A 21,537-nucleotide genomic window follows, 5' to 3' on the forward strand; every position below is an offset into this window, starting at 1 on the left:
CCCCACGTGCCCATCCTCCCGCCACCCTGGTGGGTAAGTCGGTGGTGGCGCACGTCACGAGGAGTGGAAGAACATGGCTGACACGTTCATCGCGAAGAACTGGCGCGACCTCATCAAGCCCCGCCGGCTCGAGGTCGATCAGGACTCGCTCTCGCCCACCTACGGCAAGTTCGTGGCCGAGCCGCTCGAGCGCGGCTTCGGCACCACGCTGGGCAACTCGCTGCGTCGCGTGCTCCTGTCGTCGCTGCAGGGCGCCGCCATCACCACGGTGAAGATCGAGGGTGTGGACCACGAGTTCACCACCATCCCCGAGGTGGCCGAGGACGTCACGGACATCGTGCTGAACCTGAAGGAGGTCCTCCTCCGGATGCACACGAACGAGCCCAAGACGATCCGCATCGAGGCCGAGGGCCCCAAGGAGATCAAGGCCGGTGACATCATCGCCGACCAGGACGTGGAGATCCTCAACCCGGGTCACCACATCTGCACCGTCTCCGAGGGTGGCAAGGTCCGCATGGAACTCACGTGCCGCCGCGGCCGTGGCTACGTGCCGGCCATGGCGAACAAGGTGGCGGGCTCGCCCATCGGCACCATCCCCATCGACTCGCTGTTCTCGCCCATCCGCAAGGTGAACTACCAGGTGACCAACGCCCGCGTCGGTCAGGTCACCGACTACGACAAGCTCACCCTCGAGGTGTGGACGGACGGCTCCGTCACCCCGCAGGATGCCGTGGCCTACGCGGCCAAGATCGTCAAGGAGCAGCTCACGGTGTTCGTCAACTTCGACGAGACCGAGGAGCCCGTGACCGTCGAGGCGCCCAAGGAGGAGGCCAAGCTCAACGAGAACCTCTTCCGCTCCGTGGACGAGCTGGAGCTCTCGGTGCGCTCGGCCAACTGCCTGCAGCAGGCCAACATCAAGACCATCGGTGATCTCGTGCAGCGCACCGAGGCCGAGATGCTCAAGACCAAGAACTTCGGCCGCAAGTCCTTGAAGGAAATCAAGGAGATCCTCGCGGAGATGGGCCTGTCGCTCGGCATGAAGCTGGAGAACTGGCCTCCGAAGACCCCGCCCCCGGCTCCCCCGCCGGGTGCCGCCGCGGCTGCCGCTGGCGCCGCCGCCGCCGCCGCCTCCGCGCCGAAGGCCTAGTACGCTCTCGCAGCACCTCCTCCCGCGTGGTGGCATGGCAGCGAGCCACGGGAGAGGAGGGGGGCCTTCACGGGCCCAACACAGCAACGGTGGAACCCGTGCCGGTTCCATCCTTCCCACCTGGTACCTCGTACGGCCAGAGTGGTGGGCCCCGAAAAGGCCCGGAGTCAGCGCCATGCGTCATAAGGTTGGACAGAGGAAGCTCCACCGCACCACGAGCCACCGGCTCGCGATGCTCCACAACATGGTCACCTCGCTGCTCGAGCACGAGGCCATCCGCACCACGCTGCCCAAGGCCAAGGAGGCCCGGGCCCTCGCCGAGCGCATCATCACCCTCGGCAAGCGCGGTGGTCTGGCCAACGTGCGCCTCGCGGAGCGGACGGTTCGCAACCGCGCCATCCTCCAGAAGGTGTTCAGCGAGTACAAGGATCGCTACGCCAACCGTCCGGGCGGGTACACCCGCATCGTGCGGCTCGGCTTCCGTCGCGGTGACGGTGCCGAGATGGCCCTGCTGGAGCTGGTGGATCGTCCCGCCAAGGCCGCTGCCGAGGCTCCCGAGGCTCCCGCCGCTGGCGAGGCCACGGAGACCAAGGCGGAGTAGTCGGCCGTCCGAAGGGTAGTGCACGGGAGCGTCCTTCCCCCTGGGAAGGGCGCTCTCGCGCTTTCTGGGGTCTGCTGCGTGGTTCCTACTGCGCCTCGTCCGTGAGGTTGTTGCCGTCCTCCTGCAGCAGGGCGGTGCCCTCGGAGGTGCGCATTTCGACACCGCGCATGACGATGTCCGAGGGGGCCGCCTGGCCGCTGCTCCCCAGCAGTTGCTTGGGCGTGATGGTGACATCCTTGCCGGGATCCACTCGCGCCACGGACGCCCGCCACTCCGCGCCCCGGTTGTCCTTGACGACAATGATGACGTCGAGCCAGGGCTCCTCGCTCTTGTTCATGAGCGTCAAGGCGTTGCGGCCGACGGGCGCGGGGACGAGCTTCGCGCCGAAGTCTCCCGTCAGCTTCACGCCCCGGGCCCAGGTGGTGCCGAACGTGACGACGGAGATCAGTAGCCAGCCGCCCACGATGAAGGCCTTGTACTTGAAGAAGCGATCCTGCTGACGGAACTCATCGACCTTCTCCTTCACGATGGAGAGGGCGTTGAGGGCCACGTTGGCGGACTCGGACTTCAGCTTCTCGCTGAGCTGAGCCTGCTGTTGCTCCTTCGGCAGGGGCGCCGCGCGCGCGGCGCTCATCACGCGCAGGTTCGTCTGCGACACACGGGGCACGTTCGCCGAGGACGGCGTCCCGCGCGGCTGCTGGGGCTGGTTGGCACCGTTACTCATCGGACATCAGTGTAGAGGGCGCGGGCTCCCGCTGGCTACTGGCTGGTCCCTACTGACCCTTGAGCTGCTGAAGCGCCCGCGAGGCCACCGCGTTCTCCGGCTGGGCCTCCAGCACCTTGCGCAGCCAGCGCTCCGCCTTCCCGGCCGCCTCCCGCCGCTCCTCGGGACGCGAGGATTGCCGCGCCTGCTCCGTGAAGAGGATGCCCAGCCGCAGGGTGAACTCCACGTTCTCCGGGTCCTTGTCCACCACCGCCATCAGCTCGCGCTCCGCGCCCGCCCAGTCGCCCTCCAGCTGGAGGACCAGCGCCAGCTTGCCCCTCGGCGCTTCCTCGTCCGGCTCCAGGTGCGTCAACACCCGGAAGGCCTCTCCCGCCGCCTTCAAATCCCTTCGCTCCAGGTGGAGCTCCCCCAGCCGGAACCACGCCAGGTCCAACATCGGGTTGAGCTCCACCGCCTTCTCCAGGTACGGCCGCGCCGCCTCGGGTCGCTGCCGCGCGAGGTACAGCTCGCCCAGGTAGAAGTGGTTCTTGCCGTCCTCGGGCGCCAGCTCGATGGCCCGCTTGAACTCCTCCACCGCCCGGCCCGCGTCGTCCAACCGCTGCCACGCGAGCCCCAGCAGCGAGTGCACCACCGCCAGGTCCGGGTAGTCCCTCAGGATCTCCTCGAAGGCGATGATGGCCGGGTTGGGCGCGTCCAGTTCCTGGAGGTAGCGCATGCCTTCCTCCAGCTTGGGCTCGGCCGCCTTCGGGAAGCGCGCGAACGGGTCGGAGATCTGGTTCATCAGCGCCCGCGCCGTGGCCACCTCGGAGGGGCTCGGGTTCATCCGCACCAGCGCGCCCAGCGCCTTCACGGCTCCCGGCGCATCCCCCGTGCGGTGCAGTGCCTTGGCCAGCGGCAGGCGGATGCCCGCGCGCTCAGGGGCGAGCTCCGCCGCGCGGCGCAGCGGCTCCACCGCGGCCGCGTACTGCTCCGATTCCAGCCGCACGAGCCCCAGCCGGTAGTGGAACTCGGGCTCGTCCGGCTTCAACGCCAGCGCCCGCTCGAAGGCCTCCACCGCCGGCGCACCCGCGTCCGACGCCCTCGAGAAGTACGCCAGCCCCAGCATGTAGTGGTTCACCGCCCGCTCCGCCTGCGCGTTGCGGCGCTGCAGCTCGGCGATCCACGCGTCCGTGTGGCCCGCCTTCACCTGGGCCTCCGTCAGCGCCCGCGCCAGTTCCAGATCCTCCGGCGCCCGTGCATATTCGGTCTCCAGCAGTGGCAGGGCGCGCTCGGGCTGGTTCTTCGCCAGGTACTCGCGGGCCTGGGCCCGTGCGTCCAGGGGGCGCTCGGCGGCCCTGCCATGGCCGCAGCCGGTGGCGAGGCCCAGTCCGAGCACGGCCACTCCGGCCCAGGCAGTCAGTCGGCGACGCGGAGAACGACGGGAATCGGGGGAGGGAAGGCGCACGGGGAAACGGTCTCCTCAGGAGGCGTTGCGGCGGGAGGGGAAATCGCCCTCGACACCGGCGGCGGCGAGGGCTCTCTCGGGATCTCCTCCCTTGCCCCCCAGCTCGAGGCTCTGCGCGATGATGACGTCGCGCACGGTACGGGCCAGCCCCACGCGGTCATCCTCGGCGAAGGCCGTGGTGTCGATGGGCTTGCCGATCTTCACGTACACGGGGCCCGGCTTGATGTTCCAGGAGTTCTTCGGCATCACCGTGCCGGAGCCCTCGACGGTGATGGGCACCACGGGCACCCGCGCCTTGAGCGCCAGCGCGAACGGGCCCTTCTTGAAGGGCAGCACGCGGCCGTCGTCCGAGCGCGTGCCCTCGGGGTAGAGGAACACGCTCGTGCCGGCGCGGATCTTCCGTGCCGCCTCGTCCAGGGACGAGATGGCCTTCTCGCGCTTGCCGCGGTTGACGAAGATGTGCCCGGCCATCCACAGGTACCAGCCGATGAGCGGCACGTACTTGAGCTGGTGCTTGGCCACGTAGCGGAAGTTCACCGGCACCGCCACGAAGTGGATGGGGATGTCCAGCGTGGACTGGTGGTTGGAGACGTAGATGGTGGGCCGCTTCGGATCCACGTTCTCCTGGCCGGTCACCACCACGCGCGCCCCACCAATCCAGATGAGGATGGGCGACCACAGCCGGCGGGCCACCCACACCGTCGCCCCCGGATTCAGGGTGACGAGCGCCACCACGACGGTCAGGGGAAAGAAGACGGCGGTGGCGACCGCCGTGACCAACATGCACAACAGGTTGCGTAGCATCCTGGCGACCTCGGCTTGGGGGGAGCCCACCACGGCGCTGAACCCACTGTTCCACCAAGAACGTTCGAACAGCGGAGCCACTCCCACCTCTTCCAGGAGCCAGGGGCCTTCCGCACGCTCGCGCGCCCGGCGGTGGGTGGGGGTGCGGCCCCGACCCTTCGAGGCCAGGACGGCCACCACGGACCGTGCTGGATTCATGGCGGGTGGGGCGGGGCAGGGGCATGAATCGCGGTATGTACCACGGCACCTTGTCTCTGGTGTGCGCCGCCCGGTGGGGGTACAAGCGGAGTGCCTTGGCCAGGAAGAAGTTCATCGCGATCGCGGGAAACATTGGAGCCGGAAAGACGGAGCTCACGTCCTTCCTCTGCCGGAAGTACGGCCTCACGCCCTTCTTCGAGCCCAATGAGGAGAATCCCTACCTCGCCGACTTCTACAAGGACATGAAGACCTGGGCCTTCCGCTCCCAGCTCTTCTTCCTCACGGCCAAGTTCCGCCTCCAGCGCCAGCTCGAGCGCTCCCCGGGCACCACGCTCCAGGATCGCACCCTCTACGAGGACGCGGAGATCTTCGCCAAGAACCTCTACCGGCGGCGTTACATCGACAAGCGCGACTGGCAGATGTACTGCGACCTCTACGAGACCTTCTCCCAGACCCTCACCCCGCCGGACCTGATGATCTACCTGCGCTGCCCCGTGAAGACGCTCCGCCAGCGCATCCGCCTGCGCGGCCGGGAGATGGAGCAGGACATCCCCACGGCCTACCTCAACCGGTTGAACGACCTGTACGAGGAATGGTTCAGTGGCTACAAGTTGTCCCCCGTCCTGGTTCTCCCCACGGACAAGCTGGACTATCTGACCAACCTGGTGGATCGCGTGGATCTCTTCCGACAGATCGAGAAGCACCTGTGAAGGAGGTCTACCTCGTCGCCATCGCGCACGCCTCACCCGTGCCGGCCGAGACGCTGCGCTCCTCCTTCGAGTCCGAGGAGATGTCCTTCATCCTCGCCCCGGATGGCCACGGCTTCACCCTCGATGCCGAGGGCGCCCGCGTGGAGGTCGCCTTCGAGTCGCGGCCCACCCCCACCGAGTGGACGCCGGACCTGTTCTCCGGCAGTGAGACGGCCCTGGAGTCGCTCGGCCGCGCCCAGGCCTTCTACCGCTTCGCCTTCGAGGCCGGCGGCGCCCAGCCCACCGTGCCCGTCTTCGTGGCGCTCATGTGCGCCCGCATCGTCCTGACGCACGTGGACGGTGTGCTGGTGGACATCACCTCGTCCAAGGTCCATGACTCCGAGGACGTCGCGGAAATCACCGAGCTGGACTTCGACATCCGCGACCACGTCAACCTCCACGCCGTGGAGGTCATCGAGGGCGACACGCCCCTGTGGGTGCACTCGCACGGCATGGAGAAGTTCGGCGCGAGGGATCTCGAGGTCTTCCACCTGGGCGAGCAGGATCTGCTGCCGGCCGAGGCCTTCCTGCACGAGCTGTGCACGGACCTGGCCTTCGGACAGGGGCCGCTCTTGCGCACGGAGATGGGGACCAGCGAGGGGCAGACCTTCATGCTGGTGCCCTCGGAGGAGGCGCGCACCAACCTGCTCGGCGTGCCGCTGGAGGCCTTCGAGGGCCATGAGGGCCTCTTCCTCACGGTGGTGTCGCCCCATGGCCGGCACAACACCGCGGAGCTGCTGCGCCCCTTCCGCGAGCGCTTCGCCCAGGAGCCCACCGAGCGCACCGAGTCCATGCGTCAGGAGACCCAGGCGCTCCTGCCCGCCTTCAAGGCGCGCTTCCTGCGCCGCGGCCTCATGGAGCCGCTCACCTTCGCGGTGCGCGCTCCCTTCGAGACCCACCCGGAAGGCAACACCGTGACGGAGCAGCTCTGGATGGAGGTGCTCTCCTGGGATGACGCCACCGTGGTCGGCCGTCTGGTCGATGGGGCGGTGCACACCACCGAGTGGCGCAAGGGCGCCCACGTGGAGGTGCCCGAGTCCGATGTGAACGCCCTCGCGCTCAGCCGCGAAGGTCGCACCCTGGACGAGGAAGAGGTCCGCGCTCTGCTCATCGCGGAACGCCCGATGTAGAGAGGGCGGTGGTACCATCCACCGCGTCCCTCATGCCCGCCCTGTTGCTCCTCTCCGGTCCCTCCGCCGGCCTCCGCTATGACGTCCATGCGGAGGCCACGATCGGCCGCAGCCCCTCGTGTGAGATTCCCCTCCCCGAGGACGACCAGATGTCCCGTCGCCACGCACACTTCTTCGTGCTGGACGGGCAGGTGCGTCTGCGGGATCTGAGCTCGCGCAACGGCACCTCGGTGAACGGCGAGCGCATCGCGGGCGAGGTGGTGCTCTACCCCGGCGACCGCGTGCAGGTGGGCAAGACGACCGTGCTCGTCGAGCCGCCCGGAGCCGCCGCGCTGGTGGGCTCGACTCCTTCGGGCGCGAGCCAGCTCCCCGTCGAGGAGGTGCTGCCTCACGTGGGTATGGAGGCGGCGCTGTACTCGGCGGGAGCGGCGCTGCTGGGCGCCACCAGCGAGGCCATGGTGCTGCGGCGCGTCGCCGAGGAGTCGCTCCATGCGCTGCACGCGGACGCGGCGGCCGCGCTCCTCGGGGACATCAAGGGACTGCTCACCGCGGCCGTGGTGGGCGCTTCCTCCGTCGAGGTGCCTCGCGACATGGCCCGCGCCGCGCTGGAGCACTCCGAGCAGGGACGCTCCGCCACGGCCCTCTGCTCTCCCCTGGTGGCTTCCGGCGGGCTGCCCTTCGGCGTGCTGTACGTGGAGCGCTCGGAGCATCCCTTCTCGGACGCGGACGGGCAGCTGGCCGCCATGCTCGGACGGCTCGGTGGCGAGGCCTTCGCGGCGGTGCGCTCGCGCGCGGGCACCCATCCACCTCGCGTGGACATGGGCGGCAACTCGCGCCCCTTCCGCAAGGTGGTGGAGCAGGCCCGCCGCGCCGCCGCCAGCGCCGCTCCCGTGGTGATCTCCGGCGAGCCCGGTACCGGCAAGTCCCTGGGCGCCCTCTACATCCACTCGCGCTCGCCCCGGGCGCTCGGACCGCTGGTTCGCGTGGACTGCCGGGATTCGACCTCCCTGGTGGAGGTGCTCTTCGGGCGCTCCAGCGGGCCGGGACTTCCTCCCGTGTCCTCGGCGCTCCTGCGCGCCGATGGCGGCACCTTGCTGCTCCAGCACGTGGAGCAGCTCCCGCGCGCCCTGGCCGAGCGCCTGGCCCGGTTGCTCGCGCGCAAGACGGCTCCCGCACGGCAGGGCGGTGAGGAGCCCGTGGACTTCCGCCTCATCGTCACCGCGAGCGCTCCGCTGCCGGAGCTCACCGCCCGCGGCGAGGTGGACGCCTCGCTGGCCCGCCAGCTCGCGGGGCTCGAGCTGCGGATGCCCCCGCTGCGCGAGCGGCGCGCCGACATCGCCCCGCTCTTCGAGCTCTTCGCCGCCCGGGGTGCTCGCGTGGCCCGGAAGGGGCCTCCCGTGCTCACCCCCGAGGCCCGGCAGTTGCTCATGGACTACGAGTGGCCCCACAACGTTCGCGAGCTGGAGTTGCTCGGCGAGCGGCTCGCGCTGGTGCATGCCGGCTCGCCAATCCACGCGCAGGGCCTTCCGCCGGAGATCCGCGCGGGGCGTGTCTCGTCCACGCCGCCCACCCTCCAGGAGCGCGTCGCCCATATGGAGCGCGATGCCATCGCCGAGGCCCTGCGCATGGCCGGCGGAAAGAAGATCGTCGCCGCCCGGATGCTCGGCATCAGCCGGCCCACCCTCGACAAGAAGATCGAGGACTACGGCCTCACCGTGGCGCGGCGGCGCGCGTGAGAGCCCGAGGGCTCAGCGTCGCCGGCTGACGAGAACGCCGGAGATGACGAGCGCCGAGCCCAGTGCCTGCAACCACGTGGGGTTCTCGCCTCGAACGAGCCACGCCGTGACCGCCGCCACCATGGGCGTGCCGCTGTTGTAGATGGCCGTGCGGCTGCTGCCCACCGCCTGCACGCTGCGGCTCCAGACGACGTACGCCAGCACCAGCGGCACCAGCGCCGAGTACACCACTCCGAGCCACGCGCCCGAGCCGATGCTCTCCAGCTTCAGCTCCATCACCGAGGGCAGGCCGAGCAGCACCACCCCGGGCGCGCCGGTGATCATCGTGAGCGCGGTGATGCGCAGCGCGGACAGCTCGTTGCCCAGCGAGCGGATGCCCACGGTGTAGAGGGCCCAGCACAGCGAGGCGCCCAGGATGAGGAAGTCCCCCATGCGCGTCGAGGCTTCCAGCTCGGGGCCTCGGGCGCCGACGATGAGCAGCATGCCCGGCACCGCGAGCGCCAGTCCCATCGCGAGCGGCCGGCGGAGGCGATCCACGCCCAGCGCGGCGCCCAACAGGGCCGTCACCACGGGAGTGCCCGAGGCGAGCATCCCGCTGTTGGCCGCCGTGGTGTGAGCCAGGCCCACGACGAAGCAGACCTGGTAGAGGGTGTTGCCCACGAATCCGAGCCCCACCCAGCTTGAGCAGGGTGGCGCGGGGCAGCGGCTTCCAGCCCTCGCGCACGTGGAGCACCACGGCCATGGCCACCGCCGCGATCCCGAAGCGCAGCGCCATGAAGGCCAGCGGTGGAATGCTGCCCAGTGCCTCCTTCACCACCGTGTAGTTGGTGCCCCAAATGATGACGACCAGGACGAGGGCGAGATCCGACAGGGAGAACGCGCGCGGGGCGGCGTCGGGCGCGGAGACGACGGCGGTGCTGGGGGTGCTCAAGGCGAGCAGCGGCATACCGCCGCCGGGGAGCGCTGGCAATGCCGGTAGGGCGCTAGCGCTCAGGCCCGTTGGAGCAGCACGGCTCGGCCATCCACGTTGAGCAGGAGTCGGCCGGACGGTGCCTCTCCTGACCGCCGCGCGCCTTCTGTCGAACGGTCCCGGGGCGGAGCGTGTCTCCGTGCTTGTCCTGTCCTCGGGCCCATGGCGTATATGCCGGCCATGGACTTGCGTTACTCCGAAGAGGTCCGGCGCGCGAAGGAGCAGGGCGTGCCGCTGGTGGCACTGGAGACGAGCGTGGTGGCGCAGGGGCTGCCGTACCCGGACAACCTCGGGGCGGCGCGCGCCTGCGAGGAGGCCGTGCGCCGGGCGGGTGCCGTGCCTGCCCCCATCGCCGTGGTGGACGGACAGGTGTGCATCGGCCTGGAGGAGCCGCAGATGCGCCGGCTCGCCGAGGGCCGTGAGCGCCTGCTGAAGCTGGCCTCGAGGGATCTGGCCGTGGCCGTCGCCCGGGGCGCCACCGGAGGCACCACCGTGAGCGCCACCTGCGAACTGGCCGCGGTGGCGGGCATCCGCGTCTTCGCCACGGGCGGCATCGGCGGTGTCCACCGGGGCGTCGCCGAGCACCTCGACATCTCCCAGGACATCTGGGCGCTGGCCCGCTTCCCCGTGGCCGTGGTGTGCGCCGGGGCCAAGTCCGTGTTGGATCTTCCCAAGACGATGGAGGCGCTGGAGAGCGCCGCGGTGCCCGTCATCGGCGTGGGGACGGATGAGCTGCCGTCCTTCTACAGCCGCTCGTCCGGGCTGGCGCTGGAGCACCGGGTGGAGGACGCGGCCGAGGCGGCGCGCGTCACCCGGGCGCGCTTCGAGACGCTGGGGCAGGGCGGTCTGCTCTTCACGGTGCCTCCGCCCGAGGACACGTCGCTGCCCCGCTCGGACGTGGAGCTGCACATCGCCTCGGCGCTGGCCGAGGCCGATCGGCAGGGCATCCGAGGCAAGGCGGTGACGCCCTTCCTGCTCTCGGAGATGGCCCGGCGCACCAGCGGAAAGACATTGCGCGCCAACCTCGCGCTGCTCGCGAACAACGCCCGCTTCGCGGGTCAGCTCGCCGTGGCCTACGCCGCCCAGGGCTCCATCAAGTCCTGAGCGGTCCGGGTCAGAAGCTCACGCCCTCGACGGCGGGCTTGGGCACCGTCAGCGACAGCCGCTGCGGCGTGGCGTCCTTCCCGTAGAAGGACTGGTACAGGTACAGGTCCGCCAGCACCTGCTTCACGTAGCCGCGCGTCTCGCGGAACGGAATCTCCTCGACGAAGAGATCCAGGGGCAGCGAGCCCTTCTGCCGCACCCACTTCACCGCCGCGTCCGGCCCCGCGTTGTAGGCCGCCGCCGCGAGCGCCGGGTGCGAGAAGCGCTTCATCAACTGCGACAGGTACCAGGCCCCGTACCGGATGCTCAGCGAGGGCGAGAAGAGCTCCGCGGGCGCCGGCTCCGGCTCCGCGAGCTTCTTCGCGATGGCGCGCGCCGTGGGCGGAATCACCTGCATCAGCCCGCGCGCGTCGGCGGCGCTGGCTACCTCGGGGCGGAAGGCGCTCTCGCGGCGCATGATGGCCCACACGAAGAACGGGCTCACCTTGTAGCGCGAGGCCTCGCTCTCCACCGCGCTGGCGAAGGCGCGCGGGTAGAAGGCGGCGAGCGCCTCGGGCACTCGCGCTCCGAAGGCCCGGCCCCACAGGTGCCGCGCGGCCACCGCGTGCGCGTGTCCGTACTCACCCAGCCGCAGCAGCGCATGCGCGAAGGTGAGCGCCTGCTCCTGGTTGCGGATGCGTGCCGTGCGCGACCGCACCTCCTCGGCCGCGTCGCTGAACAGCCCCGCCTCGGTGAGCGCCACCGCCAGCTTCAGCTCCGGCGGCACCTCGCCCGTCTCCAGCTGCTTGGGCGACTCGGGGAAGGCCGCGGGCGGCTCCTTGCCCAGCTCGCGCAACCGCTCGCTGGCGAGCAGCGCGTAGTAGGAATTGGGCGCGGTGGTGATGACGGCCGCGTAGCCGGGACCGGTGACGTCCACCTTGGCGCCCTCCAGCTCGTGGCTCCGGGCCGACCAGTAGCGAGCCTGGGGCACCAGGCTGCTGCGCGGAAATGTGCTCGTCAGCGTGTCGAGCACCTCGCGCGCCGCGCCGTACTGCTCCAGCCGGAGGTGCGCCAGCGCGCGGTACCACATGGCCTCGTCGCGACGCCGCGAGCGCGCGTGCCGCTGGTCGAAGGCCTTGAAGGACTTCACCGCGTCCTCGAAGCGCCCGCCCTGCAGGTCCAACCAACCCACGTAGAAGCCCGCCTCGTCGGCCACGCTCTCCTTGGGGTAGGACTTCTCCAAGGCCGCCATCAGCTCGCGGGCCTTCGCGTTGTCATCGGCCTTGAGCGCGCGGCGCGCGGTGACGTAGGCGGCCTCGGCGGCCACCGCGGGAGGCCCCTGGCGCGCCACGGCCAGCGCCTGCTCCGCCTCTTCCTTCTTCCCGGTGACGTACAGCGCCTGCGCGCGCACCAGCGCCACCTGCGCCTTGTCCTGCTTCGTGCGCGCCAGCTTCCGCGCCTCGGCCTTCTCCAACTCCTCCAGCACGCGCTTGGGCGCGCCCGCGTCGAGCAGCCCACGTGCCCGTTGCAGGTGCTCGGCCAGCGTCAGCCGCAGGGGCGGCTTCGTCGCCTCGAGCGCCGCCAGCGCCTCGTCCGCGTACGGGTGCGCGGGGTAGCGCAGCGCCACCGTCTTCAAATCCTCCCGCGCGCCGGTGGCGTTGCCCGCCGCCTTCCGGGCCTGGGCCCGCTGGTAGAGCAGCTCCGCCGAGGGCTCCTCCTTCGCGGCCTTCTCCAGCGCCGGGGCGGCCTCCTTCGCCTTGCCCGCGGCCAGCAGCGCCTCGCCCAGCCGGGCCCGCGCACGCGTCACCAGCGCGGGCGGGCCCTTCTCCACCGCCTGTCCGAAGGCCTCCGCCGCGGCCGCCGCGTCACCCGAATAGAAGTGCGCCTGCCCCTGGTAGTAGGCGAGGTAGGGCTGGAGCGGCGCGGACACGCGCGCGCCCGTGAGCAGGGTGCGAGCCTCTGCCACATCTCCCTCCGCCAGCGCGAGGGTTCCCGTGAGCAGGGCGATGCGGCCGGCATCGGCGCACTTGCTGGCCGTACAGGCCTCGAGGTCCTTGCGAGCCAGGGCCCGGGCCTCGGCGCGGTGTAGGCGTACCGCCTCCAGCGTCTCCGGTGACTGCGCCCACGCCCCTCCCGCGCCCAACACCACCGTGAGCAAACCGGTCCCGGTCCACCGCCGCATGTGCATCTCCTTTTGCGCTTTCCTCGCGCAGCGAAGGGCTGAAAAACAGGGGACCCGGCCTACACATTCCCACCCACTACACCCACCAGGTCGTACCCAACCTGTCCAGGGTGCGGTTTGACAGCCGGGCCGACAAGCCCTAGATCGGCCCCCGCAACGGCAGGGACCCGGGTGTCCAGCAGTTGTCAGTCCATTCGCCGCTGGCATTCGTGAAATGAGCGTTACTTGGCGTAAGTGGTCCTGGCCCGTTGCGTCATAAGGGAGCGCTTTTTAGGTTGTGCCGCCATTTCAGGAGCATGACCTGAAAGGTCACCGATGAGGTGACAAGGCGTTCCGGGCCAATGGTGGCCCCATGAGTTCGGGGGGGAAACAGCTCTACTGGGAGGGCTCCGTTCCATGCTGAAGCCGTGTCCGACTGATCTGCCGCAGACCATCAACCCCGAGGCCGGGCCCAAGCGGGCCGGTGTCGAGACGCATCGCAATCTCAACTGCAGCTACTACGACAACTGTCTTGACGAGGCTGTGCGTCGCGGTTGGCAGTCCTTCACCTGCGTGAAGTGCCAGATGAACCAGCAAGTGGCTCCGCCACAGATGGGCATCGAGGCGTACGCCACGCAGCGCCGCGCCATCTGAGGCGGCTGCCGTTCATGCGCGAGAGGCGGCTCCCGGCGTGCCGGGCCGGGAGCCACGCTCAACGCGTGGCGGCGTAGATGACGACCATCCAGTACTGACCCTTCCCGTAGGTGCGCGAGTCCCCGCGGACGGCGCCCACGCCCACCAGGGTGTTCTTGCGCTCCCCGAGGTTCTTCGAGTCCGGGAGCAGGGAAGGACTCTCCGCCACATAGAAATCCACCGACGCGCTCCTGGCCGTGTCCAGGGCCTCGAAGACGCGCTCGTGCACCTTGGAGCCGGGCAGCTGCACGCGGGGCTGGTCCTGCTCCAACGCGCGCCGGGCATGGTCGCGGGCGATCCGCTCCAGCACGGGGTTGCGCTCCAGCGGGGGCAGGCCGCGCGAGGCGCGGTGCGTGGCGAGGGCCCGATAGGCCTCCTCGAGGGGATCCACCGGGGCGGCGCTCTCGGGGGAGCCTCCGTTGGCGGAGAAGACCTCGGTGACGATGGCCTGGTCGCGCCCGTCCACCTTCTGGAAGGTCACCCCGATGCCGGCATGGGTGAACTGGGTGCCGAGCAGGTTGCCGCGGTGGCCGGGGCTGAGCTCGATGCCGAAGTGGGCGGCGAGCGGCCCGGAGGCCAGGCCGAGGTTCTCCCCGGCGATGCGGTAGCGGGAGCCAGCGGAGGCCAGGCGGCCCCGCAGGTCCGAGCCATCCGGAGCCACGTGGGCGAAGAAGCCCTCCTTCGCCATGCGATCGCTGTAGGCCTGGGCCACGCCGTTGAGGGTGTCGTCGAGCGCCAGGGGCTTCAGGTCATGGGCGCGGCGCAGGGCGTTGATGCGCTCCAACACCGCCACGCGGGCGTCCTCCACGGTGGTGGGCTCGACCAGACGCTCGCGCTCGCCGCGCTGCTTCGTACTCCCCACATCCACGAGGAAGAGCGCGGCCACCTCGGGCCCCCGCTCGCCGCGGCCGATGAGCTCCACGGTGTAGCGGCCCTCGGTGGGGAAGAGGAGCCGGGAGCAGAAGGAGGGGCCCGACTCGCGCGTGAGCGGGGGATGCTCCACGCGCCCATCGGGCCGGGTGACGTAGACCTCGGTCCCGCGCAGCGGGGACTCGAGCCGGCCGCACAGGCTCTGGCCGATGCCGGGCTTGTCGAAGGCGCGGGGGAAGCGCTCGAGGGTGGCCTTGCGCTCGGTGAGCAGCAGCACGAGCGTGGCGCGCTCTCCCTTCACCGCCACACCCAGGCCCATGTGGCTGGCGGGCTCCTGGTTGAGATCCTTCCGGGCGAGCAGTGTGTCCACGGCGTGCTCGCGCTCCCAGGCGCGGATGACGTAGGAGCGGGGGCTCGGATCGGAGCCACCCGAGTCGCTGACGGCCTCGGTGAGGGCGAGCAGCTCCACGGCGCCGGAGGGGCTGTCGTCGAGCGCCTCGCGGGCGAGCCTGCGAGCGGCCTGGGTGAGGGCGGGGTCTGCCTGGGGGGCGCGCCGGCCCACGCGCTCGAACTCCTGGAGGACGTAGCGCGAGGCCTGCTGCTCCATGGAGGCGGAGGTGAGCGGGGTGGCTGCCAGGAGGGCGCCGAGGGCGAGGACGAGCATCACTCCTCCAGCCGGAAGACGAGCGCGGACACGGCACCCGGCCCCAGACGGCTGTTGAGCTGCTCGCGCAGGGAGCCCTCCTGCCGGGACAGGGTGAGGGCCCACTCGGCGCTGACCACGTTGACCACCAGGGTGCCTCCTTCGAGGGAGTGGGGCCGGGTGTGTTTGGAGATATGGGGCCCCACCGTGGCGTTCCAAACCGGGACGAGGGGGCGGCCCTTCCCGGACTGTTCGGCCAGTCGGGCCAGGACGTTGGGGAGGAGTTGGTCGAGGGTCTTCGGGTCGCGCCGGGCCATGCGAGGGCTCATCATCGACCGGAGCGGGGGGAATGCCAAACGGGGAGTGCAGGGCGGGGTTGTCATGGGTGGAAGGGGCCACGGACGTGCAACCTCACGGAATCAGGCCCTGGCATGGCGCTGGCTAGGCGGTGTCGCCGAGCCCTGCTTGACAAGGTCCGAGGGGAATCGTTTCCCTCCCCCCTGACTGGAGCCGCCGATGAATCCCCCCCTTCGTCTGGTGCTATGCGCCGTCCTGGTGTCGTGCACGAGCCTGTGGTGTGCCTGTTCCCCGAGCAATGAGTTGGCTCCCCCCGGGGAGTCGCCGGACACACCCAACGGGGGCGCGTGCCAGGTGGACCAGGACTGCCCTGCGTTCGGGCTGTTCTTCTGCGACACCGTGATGTCGCGTTGCATGCCCGCCTGCCGGACGCAGGAGGACTGCATGGCGGCGAGGCGGGGCGAGTACCGGATATCCCAGTGCGACACCAATCCGCTGGGCTGCCGGTGTGACGACAACCGGTGCGTGGAGGCCCTGTGCTCGGCGGACGCGGAGTGCGAGGGGTCGGGGCGGGTGTGCCGCAACGGCCGGTGTGAGCGGGCACCGGAGGCGAGCGCGGTGAAGGCGTGCCAGGTGGTGCCGGACTACGTGGTGGGGCGCCAGGGGACGTCGGCGCGTTTCTCGGTGCTGGCGGTGGACGCGGGGGGCCGGGCGGTGGTGGTGCCCTCGGGTGTCACCTGGATGGCGTTGGACGAGAGCGTCCAGGGGGGCGGGGTGGGCGCGTCGTCTTCCTTCGAGCTGTCGGCGGCGACGGAGGAGGCGCGGGAGTCGGTACGGGCGCGGGTGGGCGGGGCCACGTGCTCGGCGCGGGTGCGCGTGCTGGGGGCGGTGACTCCGGGGACGTTGCGCGCGGTGGTGACGGACGAGCAGACGGGCCGCCCCCTTCCGGGCGCGGTGGTGGTGGCGGCGGACGCGCGGGGGGCGGTGTCGGCCTCGGTCAGGACGGACGCGAGTGGGGTGGCGACCCTGGCGGCGCCGACGGGGGCGGGGAGCGTCTCGGTATTCCACTCGGACTTCGACTACCTCACGGTGGCGCACGAGGGGCCCGGGGGCCCGAGGGATCTGGCACTGCCGTTGCGGCGCAACCCCGCGGACCGGTACGGGGGCTACAAGGGCACCTTCCGGAACCTGTCGAAGAGCCTGGACATGCACGCGGGGCTGGCGGGGCTGTCATCACCGGATGGGGTGACGGACCTGTCGGCGTCGCGGCTGACGGGTCCGGCGCGCCGGGTGAGCTACACGACCCTGGGAGGGCAGACGCGCGAGGCGACGGTGCCAGCGGGGGCGTACGTGGTGCTCCCGGGCACCACGCTGAGCGTGACGGACGGGTCGGCGCGGGGGTTGGCGGGAGTGTGCGACGAGGCGCTCGCGGGGGTGGAGAACCCCGAGGAGGCGATGGCCCTGGGCGCGTGCGGCACGCGGACGGCGTGGGCGCTGGGCGGGGACATCCCGCTCAAGTCCCTGCCCCTGCTGTCGGGCGAGACGATGGACGTGGGGCAGTTGCTGGCGCAGACGATTCCGATGATGCGCACCTTCAGCTCCTCGGTGGTGCGGGACGTGGGTTTCGGGTTGAAGGCGACTCCGGGGGTGGACACGGGCGCGCCGGACTTCAGCGATCAGTCGCACTTCGAGGAAGTGGACCACGACTTCGCCGCGGACCAGAGCATGGGGCTGGCCTTCCCGTTCGCCGTCCGGGTGCCGACGCTGCCGTGTTACCTGGGGACGTGGATGGATAACGTGGCGGTGCTGGGCGTGGCGCGGGTGCCGGGGCGCGGCGTGGTGCCCCTGGGGATGGGCATGGCGGTGAACACGACCCCGGCGGATCCGAACACGGACCAGCAGGCGGGCCTGCCGGGGCCGGGACTGGTGCTCGTGCGGATGGCGCCCGCGCACCACGGACTCGAGGGCAGCCCGTACGAGCTGATGGTCACGGCCTCGTCCTCCGCGAACGGCACGACGGCGGGCTCGGCCTCGAGCGTGCTCATCCACCGCACCCTGGAGGCGCTGCCCTTCGATCCGAAGGGAGGCACACCGCTCGTCGTGAAGGGGCCCTTCCTGCCCGTGCCCGAGGGCTTCCGCTACAACTACGCGCAGGAGCCGGCGGACGGGCTCGAGGGCCGGCAGCTCCGCCTCGTGTCGCCACCGGCCTCGCCGTCGCTGCCCACGACGACGGTGCTGCGAGCGGTGTTCACGAACCGGGCGAAGCACCGCTGGGTGGTGCTGATGGACGTGGAGAGGGCCGCGAAGGGCCTGCGGCTGCCCCTGCCACCCGCTTCCGTCGAGGCGCCGACGGACGCCTTCGAGGATCGGACGTACCTGGGCGATCTCACGGGCTCCCGCTCGCCGTTCGGAATGCAGGCACTGGTGCTGCGCAGGACGGGGACGCCGGAGGGAGAGGAGTTGGATCTGCGGGGGCTGGTGGAGGCGGACGGAGTGGACCTGGAGCACCTGGGGGTGCTGACGGTGGCGTGGTCGTCATTGGAGCCGGCGGGCCAGCCTCGGGTCCCACCTGTGAGCGGCACGTGTGCGATCGCCCCTTGAGAAGGAAGCGCCCGCGCCCCTGCCCGCTCATCCCTTGAGAATTTTGGGAGGGCCCGTGGTGACGCAGGAGACTCGGGCGCACACAGCCGTACAGCAACGAATGTGCAACGGCTGGCTACGGACGTTTTCCGGGTGGTACCGTCCTATCCGGTATGGCGCAGAACGAGACGGTCGTCACGGTCATCTCGAAGATCTCCGAGCGGCCGGTCAATCAAGACGCGGCCCTGGTGGTCATCTACGGCCTGGATCTGGGCAGGAAGCACGATCTGTCCAAGGAGGAGATCCTGATCGGACGCTCCTCGAAGGCGGAGATCCAGGTGGACCAGGAGTCCATCAGCCGCAACCACGCGTGCATCACGAACACGCGTCGTGGGGTGTTCATCAAGGATCTGGAGTCCACGAACGGGACGTTCGTGAACGACGAGCCGGTGCAGGGCGAGAAGGAGCTGCGCAACGGAGATCTGGTGAAGATCGGGCGGACGATCTTCAAGTTCATCGCGGGAGGGAACATCGAGGCGGCGTACCACGATGAGATCTACCGGCTGACGACGATGGACGGGCTGACGCAGATCTACAACCGGCGCTACTTCGAGGAGGCGCTGGAGCGGGAGGTCTCGCGCTCGAGGAGATACGAGCGGAGCCTGGCGCTGGTGATGTTCGACGTGGACCACTTCAAGCTGGTGAACGATCGATACGGGCACCTGGCGGGGGACTACGTGCTGAAGCAGCTGGCGTCGACGCTGCGCACGAAGATCCGGCGGGAGGACGTGTTCGCGAGGTATGGCGGGGAGGAGTTCGGGATGCTGCTGCCGGAGATCGACCTGGCGGGGGCGGTGAAGCTCTCGGACAAGGTGAGGAAGCTGGTGGAGACGCAGCACTTCGAGTTCGACAAGAACGTCATCCCGGTGTCGATCTCGCTGGGGGTGGCGGTCCTGGCGGCGGACCACCGGGACTCGGCGGACCTGAAGCGAGCGGCGGACGGGAAGCTGTACGAGGCGAAGGCGGCGGGCCGAAACCGCGTGTGCGCGTGAGCCCGCAGGGGGGTCGCCCCGTGCGGGAGTGGCTCCTGGGCTTCGATGCGCGGGAGCTGTGGCTCGACGTGGGGAGCCAGTGGGACGCGTCGCGGCGAGGCCTCTACCTGCTCCGGGAAGACGCGAGGAAGCCGCTGGCGACGGACGCGACGGTATGGCCCTCCCTGTTCGGAGAAGGGCTTCCCGAGAGCGAACGCGAGCGGCTGGGACTGCGCGATGCGAGCCGGCCGGAGTGGACGGGACCGAACGCGCCGCTGTGGGACGACCTGGAGCGGATGCGGAGCTGCCTGGCCTCGCTGGGCGCGGTGCGGAATCAGCCGCATGCGCTCTGCGGATACACGGAGTCCGAGGCTCCAGGCCTCCGGGCTCAATGGTCGGGACACCTGAACGAGCACCATCTGCTGGGTGACCTGGGGCGGGCGCTGGAGTTCCGGGACGCCAGTGACGAGCGCGTGCCCGAGCACGCGCCGTTCTTCGTGTTCGGCCTCTGGCTCATCGAAACGAGAATGGGCACCCGCTCTCAAGGCCTATCTTGAGATGTCTTGCTCCTGCTCAAGAAAAACAAGCCATGTCGAGATTGACGGTGGTGGGGGTGCCGTTTTGGTAGAAGGAGGACAGCACACCGGTTTCATAGCCGAAGTACTGGCACACCTGGACTGCGGCGGAGCGCATGGTGAACCAGGGCGCGAATCCTGGGTTCAGTCTCTTGGCGAGATCCGGGAAGCGCGGGTCATAGGACAGAACTTGAATGTGATGGACGCGCTCGTTCGGGATGCAGTTCAGGCCGATGAGATCATTCAAGGTGTCCTGGTGGCCGGTGAAGAAACCCGTCCCGTAGCCGCGATGGGTGCACAGGTCATGCGCGGCTGCACCCGCACGGAAGGGCTTCTGCTGCTCGAGGTTCCTACCATCCTCCCACATGAGCAGTTCCCGCACCGCAGATCCGGGAACGTCGAACCAGTCAACCACGTCTTCCGTCAAGCAATGGATACCCATCAAGTCGCCGCTCTGGGCACCCGTGTAGATGCCCGTCGCGAAGCCGTGCTGGCCGCATAGGGTTTCTGCTCCCCGGTTGACGTGGGCCCATCCAACGTCAGTGCGATTCCAGATCGGGAATCCCGAGTCGTAGCGCTGTCCACCCGTGGTGTCGAACCACACGACACCCGCGAGCGCCGGAACGGACATGAGGCTGACAATGGCAGCCACGACAGGGGCTACCACCTTGGACAAAAGCAGCGATCGAATCATCGTTTCTCCTTGGTCGGACAGCGGTGACATGCGCCCCGGTGGTCAGCTGGCCGTGACGCCATCATGGGAGCAAGTACGGAACATCCCGCCGTATGCCGTCGCCGATCCGTGAGACGCTCCGCCGGAGCCGTGAACCGGCCTCTGGTGCCCGTGAACCGTTTCGCGGTCCGTTACTCCCGGAGCCAGGAGCACGAACGCAGCTCGCTGAAAGGGGCGGTTGGCCGGGTGTGGTACGACGAGCTGTCGTAAAAGGAGCGCCGGGTCATGGATAATCTCGCCCACTCGCTGGTAGGGGCCTGGATGGCGGAGGCCGGCCTCAAGCGGAAGACACCGCTGGCCACCGTGACGCTCGTCGTGGGCGCCAACCTGCCAGACATCGACGGCCTCACGATGCTCGCGGGCAGCGACACCTCGCTCCTGCTGCGAAGGGGACTGACTCACGGTGTCATCGCCGTGGTCGTGCTGCCGTGGCTGCTCGCGGGCGCGGTGATGCTCGGGGACAGGTACCTGCGACGGCGGCGACACCCAGAGAAGGAGCCGGCGCGGTTCTGGCCGCTGCTGGCGCTCTCCTACTTGTCCGTGCTCAGCCACCCGCTGTTGGACTGGATGAACACCTACGGCGTGCGAGTGCTGATGCCCTTCGATGGGCGGTGGTTCTACGGTGACGCGATCTTCATCATCGATCCGTGGATGTGGCTGCTCGCGGGGGCCGCCGTCGTCATGGCGGACGCCCGGGCGCGCTGGAGCATCGGCGGCTGGTTGCTCCTCGGTGTGGCGACCACGGGTCTCATTGTCTCCACGGAGCTGGCGCCGCTCCCCGTGAAGCTGCTCTGGCTGGTGGGAATCGCCGCCGTCGTGTTCCTGCGCGTTCGGGGTATCCGCTCCCTGCCCGTCGAGCGCGTGGCCACGGTCTGCGGTATCGCGCTGTTCCTCTATCTGGTGGCCATGTTCGCCGGCTCGCGGCTCGCCGAGCGGCAGGTGACGGAGTGGCTACGCCAGAGGGGAACGGAGCCGGAGCGCATCATGGCGGGTCCACTCCCCGCCAATCCGTTCAAACGAGACGTCATCGCGCTGGTCCCCAGCCGTTACGAGTTCGTGGAGGTGGACTGGCTGACGGGAGATTCAGGGCGTTTCCGCATCAGCCACCCGAGCCTTCCGCGTGAGGAGCCCGGTCCCATCGTGGAGGCCGCGCTGGAGGCACCTGAGGTGAAAGGATTCGTGAACTGGCTGCGTTTCCCCACCTATCGGGTGGAGGAACAGGGGGATGGCTACCGCGTCATCCTCCAGGACGTCAGGTACTCCCGGACGCGCAATGGTATCGGCACGGCGGTCGTGGAGTTGGACCGTCAGCTTCGCCCTCGCTGAATTCGGGGGAGTGTCGGCCTCACGGCCGGCATCTGCTCCGAC

General features: G+C 69.8%; 19 protein-coding genes and 1 pseudogene. 11 read left to right on the top strand and 9 right to left on the bottom strand.

The features are described 5' to 3' along the window. Nucleotides 1-73: 73 nt before the first annotated feature. Complete coding sequence (locus tag JQX13_RS37680; protein ID WP_203404256.1) at nucleotides 74-1,147, top strand: DNA-directed RNA polymerase subunit alpha; 1,074 nt, start codon at nucleotides 74-76, stop codon at nucleotides 1,145-1,147. Nucleotides 1,148-1,322: 175 nt separating this feature from the next. Further along, the gene (gene rplQ, locus JQX13_RS37685; RefSeq protein WP_203404257.1) at nucleotides 1,323-1,748 is read left to right on the top strand and encodes a 50S ribosomal protein L17; all 426 of its coding nucleotides are present in this window, start codon (nucleotides 1,323-1,325) and stop codon (nucleotides 1,746-1,748) included. Nucleotides 1,749-1,833: 85 nt separating this feature from the next. Here the strand turns inward: rplQ and JQX13_RS37690 are convergent, their stop codons facing one another. The 3 genes from JQX13_RS37690 to JQX13_RS37700 form a co-directional block, all read right to left on the bottom strand. Then, a complete protein-coding gene (locus JQX13_RS37690; RefSeq protein WP_203404258.1) occupies nucleotides 1,834-2,472 on the bottom strand; it encodes a hypothetical protein in 639 nt (212 codons plus the stop codon). A gap of 49 nt (nucleotides 2,473-2,521) precedes the next feature. Further along, entirely contained in the window at nucleotides 2,522-3,847 is a 1,326-nt protein-coding gene (locus tag JQX13_RS37695; protein ID WP_430384114.1) for a tetratricopeptide repeat protein, read from the bottom strand. A gap of 84 nt (nucleotides 3,848-3,931) precedes the next feature. Next, entirely contained in the window at nucleotides 3,932-4,720 is a 789-nt protein-coding gene (locus JQX13_RS37700) for a lysophospholipid acyltransferase family protein (RefSeq protein WP_203404259.1), read from the bottom strand. Between the two features lie 221 nt (nucleotides 4,721-4,941). Here JQX13_RS37700 and JQX13_RS37705 point away from each other — a divergent pair, with 221 nt between their 5' ends. The 3 genes from JQX13_RS37705 to JQX13_RS37715 are packed head-to-tail and all read left to right on the top strand — an operon-like array spanning nucleotide 4,942 to nucleotide 8,533. Continuing rightward, the gene (locus JQX13_RS37705) at nucleotides 4,942-5,628 is read left to right on the top strand and encodes a deoxynucleoside kinase (RefSeq protein WP_239014094.1); all 687 of its coding nucleotides are present in this window, start codon (nucleotides 4,942-4,944) and stop codon (nucleotides 5,626-5,628) included. Next, nucleotides 5,625-6,797 carry a DUF2314 domain-containing protein gene (locus tag JQX13_RS37710; protein ID WP_203404260.1) on the top strand — a complete coding sequence of 391 codons (1,173 nt, stop codon included), beginning with the start codon at nucleotides 5,625-5,627 and terminating at the stop codon, nucleotides 6,795-6,797. Before JQX13_RS37705 ends, JQX13_RS37710 begins: the two co-directional genes overlap by 4 nt. Before the next feature lie 8 nt (nucleotides 6,798-6,805). Beyond that, complete coding sequence (locus JQX13_RS37715; RefSeq protein WP_239014095.1) at nucleotides 6,806-8,533, top strand: sigma 54-interacting transcriptional regulator; 1,728 nt, start codon at nucleotides 6,806-6,808, stop codon at nucleotides 8,531-8,533. A gap of 12 nt (nucleotides 8,534-8,545) precedes the next feature. Here the strand turns inward: JQX13_RS37715 and JQX13_RS55655 are convergent, their stop codons facing one another. After that, nucleotides 8,546-9,193 (bottom strand): DMT family transporter, encoded by a 648-nt coding sequence (locus JQX13_RS55655; RefSeq protein ID WP_275424899.1) that lies wholly within the window; start codon nucleotides 9,191-9,193, stop codon nucleotides 8,546-8,548. 85 nt (nucleotides 9,194-9,278) lie between these two features. Beyond that, nucleotides 9,279-9,479: pseudogene (locus JQX13_RS55660) on the bottom strand (EamA family transporter); the annotation flags it as partial. Nucleotides 9,480-9,683: 204 nt separating this feature from the next. Between JQX13_RS55660 and JQX13_RS37725 the strand changes: the two are divergent. Beyond that, nucleotides 9,684-10,607, top strand: coding sequence for a pseudouridine-5'-phosphate glycosidase (locus JQX13_RS37725; RefSeq protein ID WP_203404261.1), 924 nt, complete (start codon nucleotides 9,684-9,686; stop codon nucleotides 10,605-10,607). Between the two features lie 10 nt (nucleotides 10,608-10,617). Here the strand turns inward: JQX13_RS37725 and JQX13_RS37730 are convergent, their stop codons facing one another. Beyond that, nucleotides 10,618-12,768, bottom strand: coding sequence for a transglycosylase SLT domain-containing protein (locus JQX13_RS37730; protein WP_203404262.1), 2,151 nt, complete (start codon nucleotides 12,766-12,768; stop codon nucleotides 10,618-10,620). 399 nt (nucleotides 12,769-13,167) lie between these two features. On the opposite strand from JQX13_RS37730, the gene JQX13_RS37735 reads away from it, so the two are divergent. Beyond that, nucleotides 13,168-13,401, top strand: coding sequence for a hypothetical protein (locus JQX13_RS37735; RefSeq protein ID WP_203412396.1), 234 nt, complete (start codon nucleotides 13,168-13,170; stop codon nucleotides 13,399-13,401). Between the two features lie 58 nt (nucleotides 13,402-13,459). On the opposite strand, the gene JQX13_RS37740 is transcribed toward JQX13_RS37735, so the two are convergent. Beyond that, on the bottom strand, nucleotides 13,460-14,974 hold the full coding sequence (locus JQX13_RS37740) for a CAP domain-containing protein (RefSeq protein WP_203404263.1): 1,515 nt from the start codon (nucleotides 14,972-14,974) through the stop codon (nucleotides 13,460-13,462). After that, entirely contained in the window at nucleotides 14,974-15,270 is a 297-nt protein-coding gene (locus JQX13_RS37745) for a DUF721 domain-containing protein (RefSeq protein WP_203404264.1), read from the bottom strand. The genes JQX13_RS37740 and JQX13_RS37745 overlap by 1 nt, the downstream gene beginning before the upstream one ends. Before the next feature lie 199 nt (nucleotides 15,271-15,469). On the opposite strand from JQX13_RS37745, the gene JQX13_RS55665 reads away from it, so the two are divergent. The 3 genes from JQX13_RS55665 (at nucleotide 15,470) to JQX13_RS37760 (ending at nucleotide 19,418) form a co-directional block, all read left to right on the top strand. Continuing rightward, nucleotides 15,470-17,851, top strand: coding sequence for a carboxypeptidase-like regulatory domain-containing protein (locus JQX13_RS55665; RefSeq protein ID WP_203404265.1), 2,382 nt, complete (start codon nucleotides 15,470-15,472; stop codon nucleotides 17,849-17,851). 152 nt (nucleotides 17,852-18,003) lie between these two features. Then, nucleotides 18,004-18,882, top strand: a complete 879-nt coding sequence (locus JQX13_RS37755; RefSeq protein WP_203404266.1) for a GGDEF domain-containing protein — start codon at nucleotides 18,004-18,006, stop codon at nucleotides 18,880-18,882. 20 nt (nucleotides 18,883-18,902) lie between these two features. Beyond that, nucleotides 18,903-19,418, top strand: a complete 516-nt coding sequence (locus JQX13_RS37760; RefSeq protein ID WP_203404267.1) for a hypothetical protein — start codon at nucleotides 18,903-18,905, stop codon at nucleotides 19,416-19,418. A gap of 16 nt (nucleotides 19,419-19,434) precedes the next feature. On the opposite strand, the gene JQX13_RS37765 is transcribed toward JQX13_RS37760, so the two are convergent. Next, nucleotides 19,435-20,130: a hypothetical protein gene (locus JQX13_RS37765; protein ID WP_203404268.1), complete on the bottom strand. Its 696-nt coding sequence runs from the start codon at nucleotides 20,128-20,130 to the stop codon at nucleotides 19,435-19,437. A gap of 264 nt (nucleotides 20,131-20,394) precedes the next feature. On the opposite strand from JQX13_RS37765, the gene JQX13_RS37770 reads away from it, so the two are divergent. Next, nucleotides 20,395-21,495, top strand: a complete 1,101-nt coding sequence (locus JQX13_RS37770) for a metal-dependent hydrolase (RefSeq protein ID WP_203404269.1) — start codon at nucleotides 20,395-20,397, stop codon at nucleotides 21,493-21,495. The last annotated feature ends 42 nt before the right edge of the window (nucleotides 21,496-21,537 follow it).

Source organism: Archangium violaceum, from assembly GCF_016859125.1.
Taxonomy (GTDB): Bacteria; Myxococcota; Myxococcia; order Myxococcales; family Myxococcaceae; genus Archangium; species Archangium violaceum_A.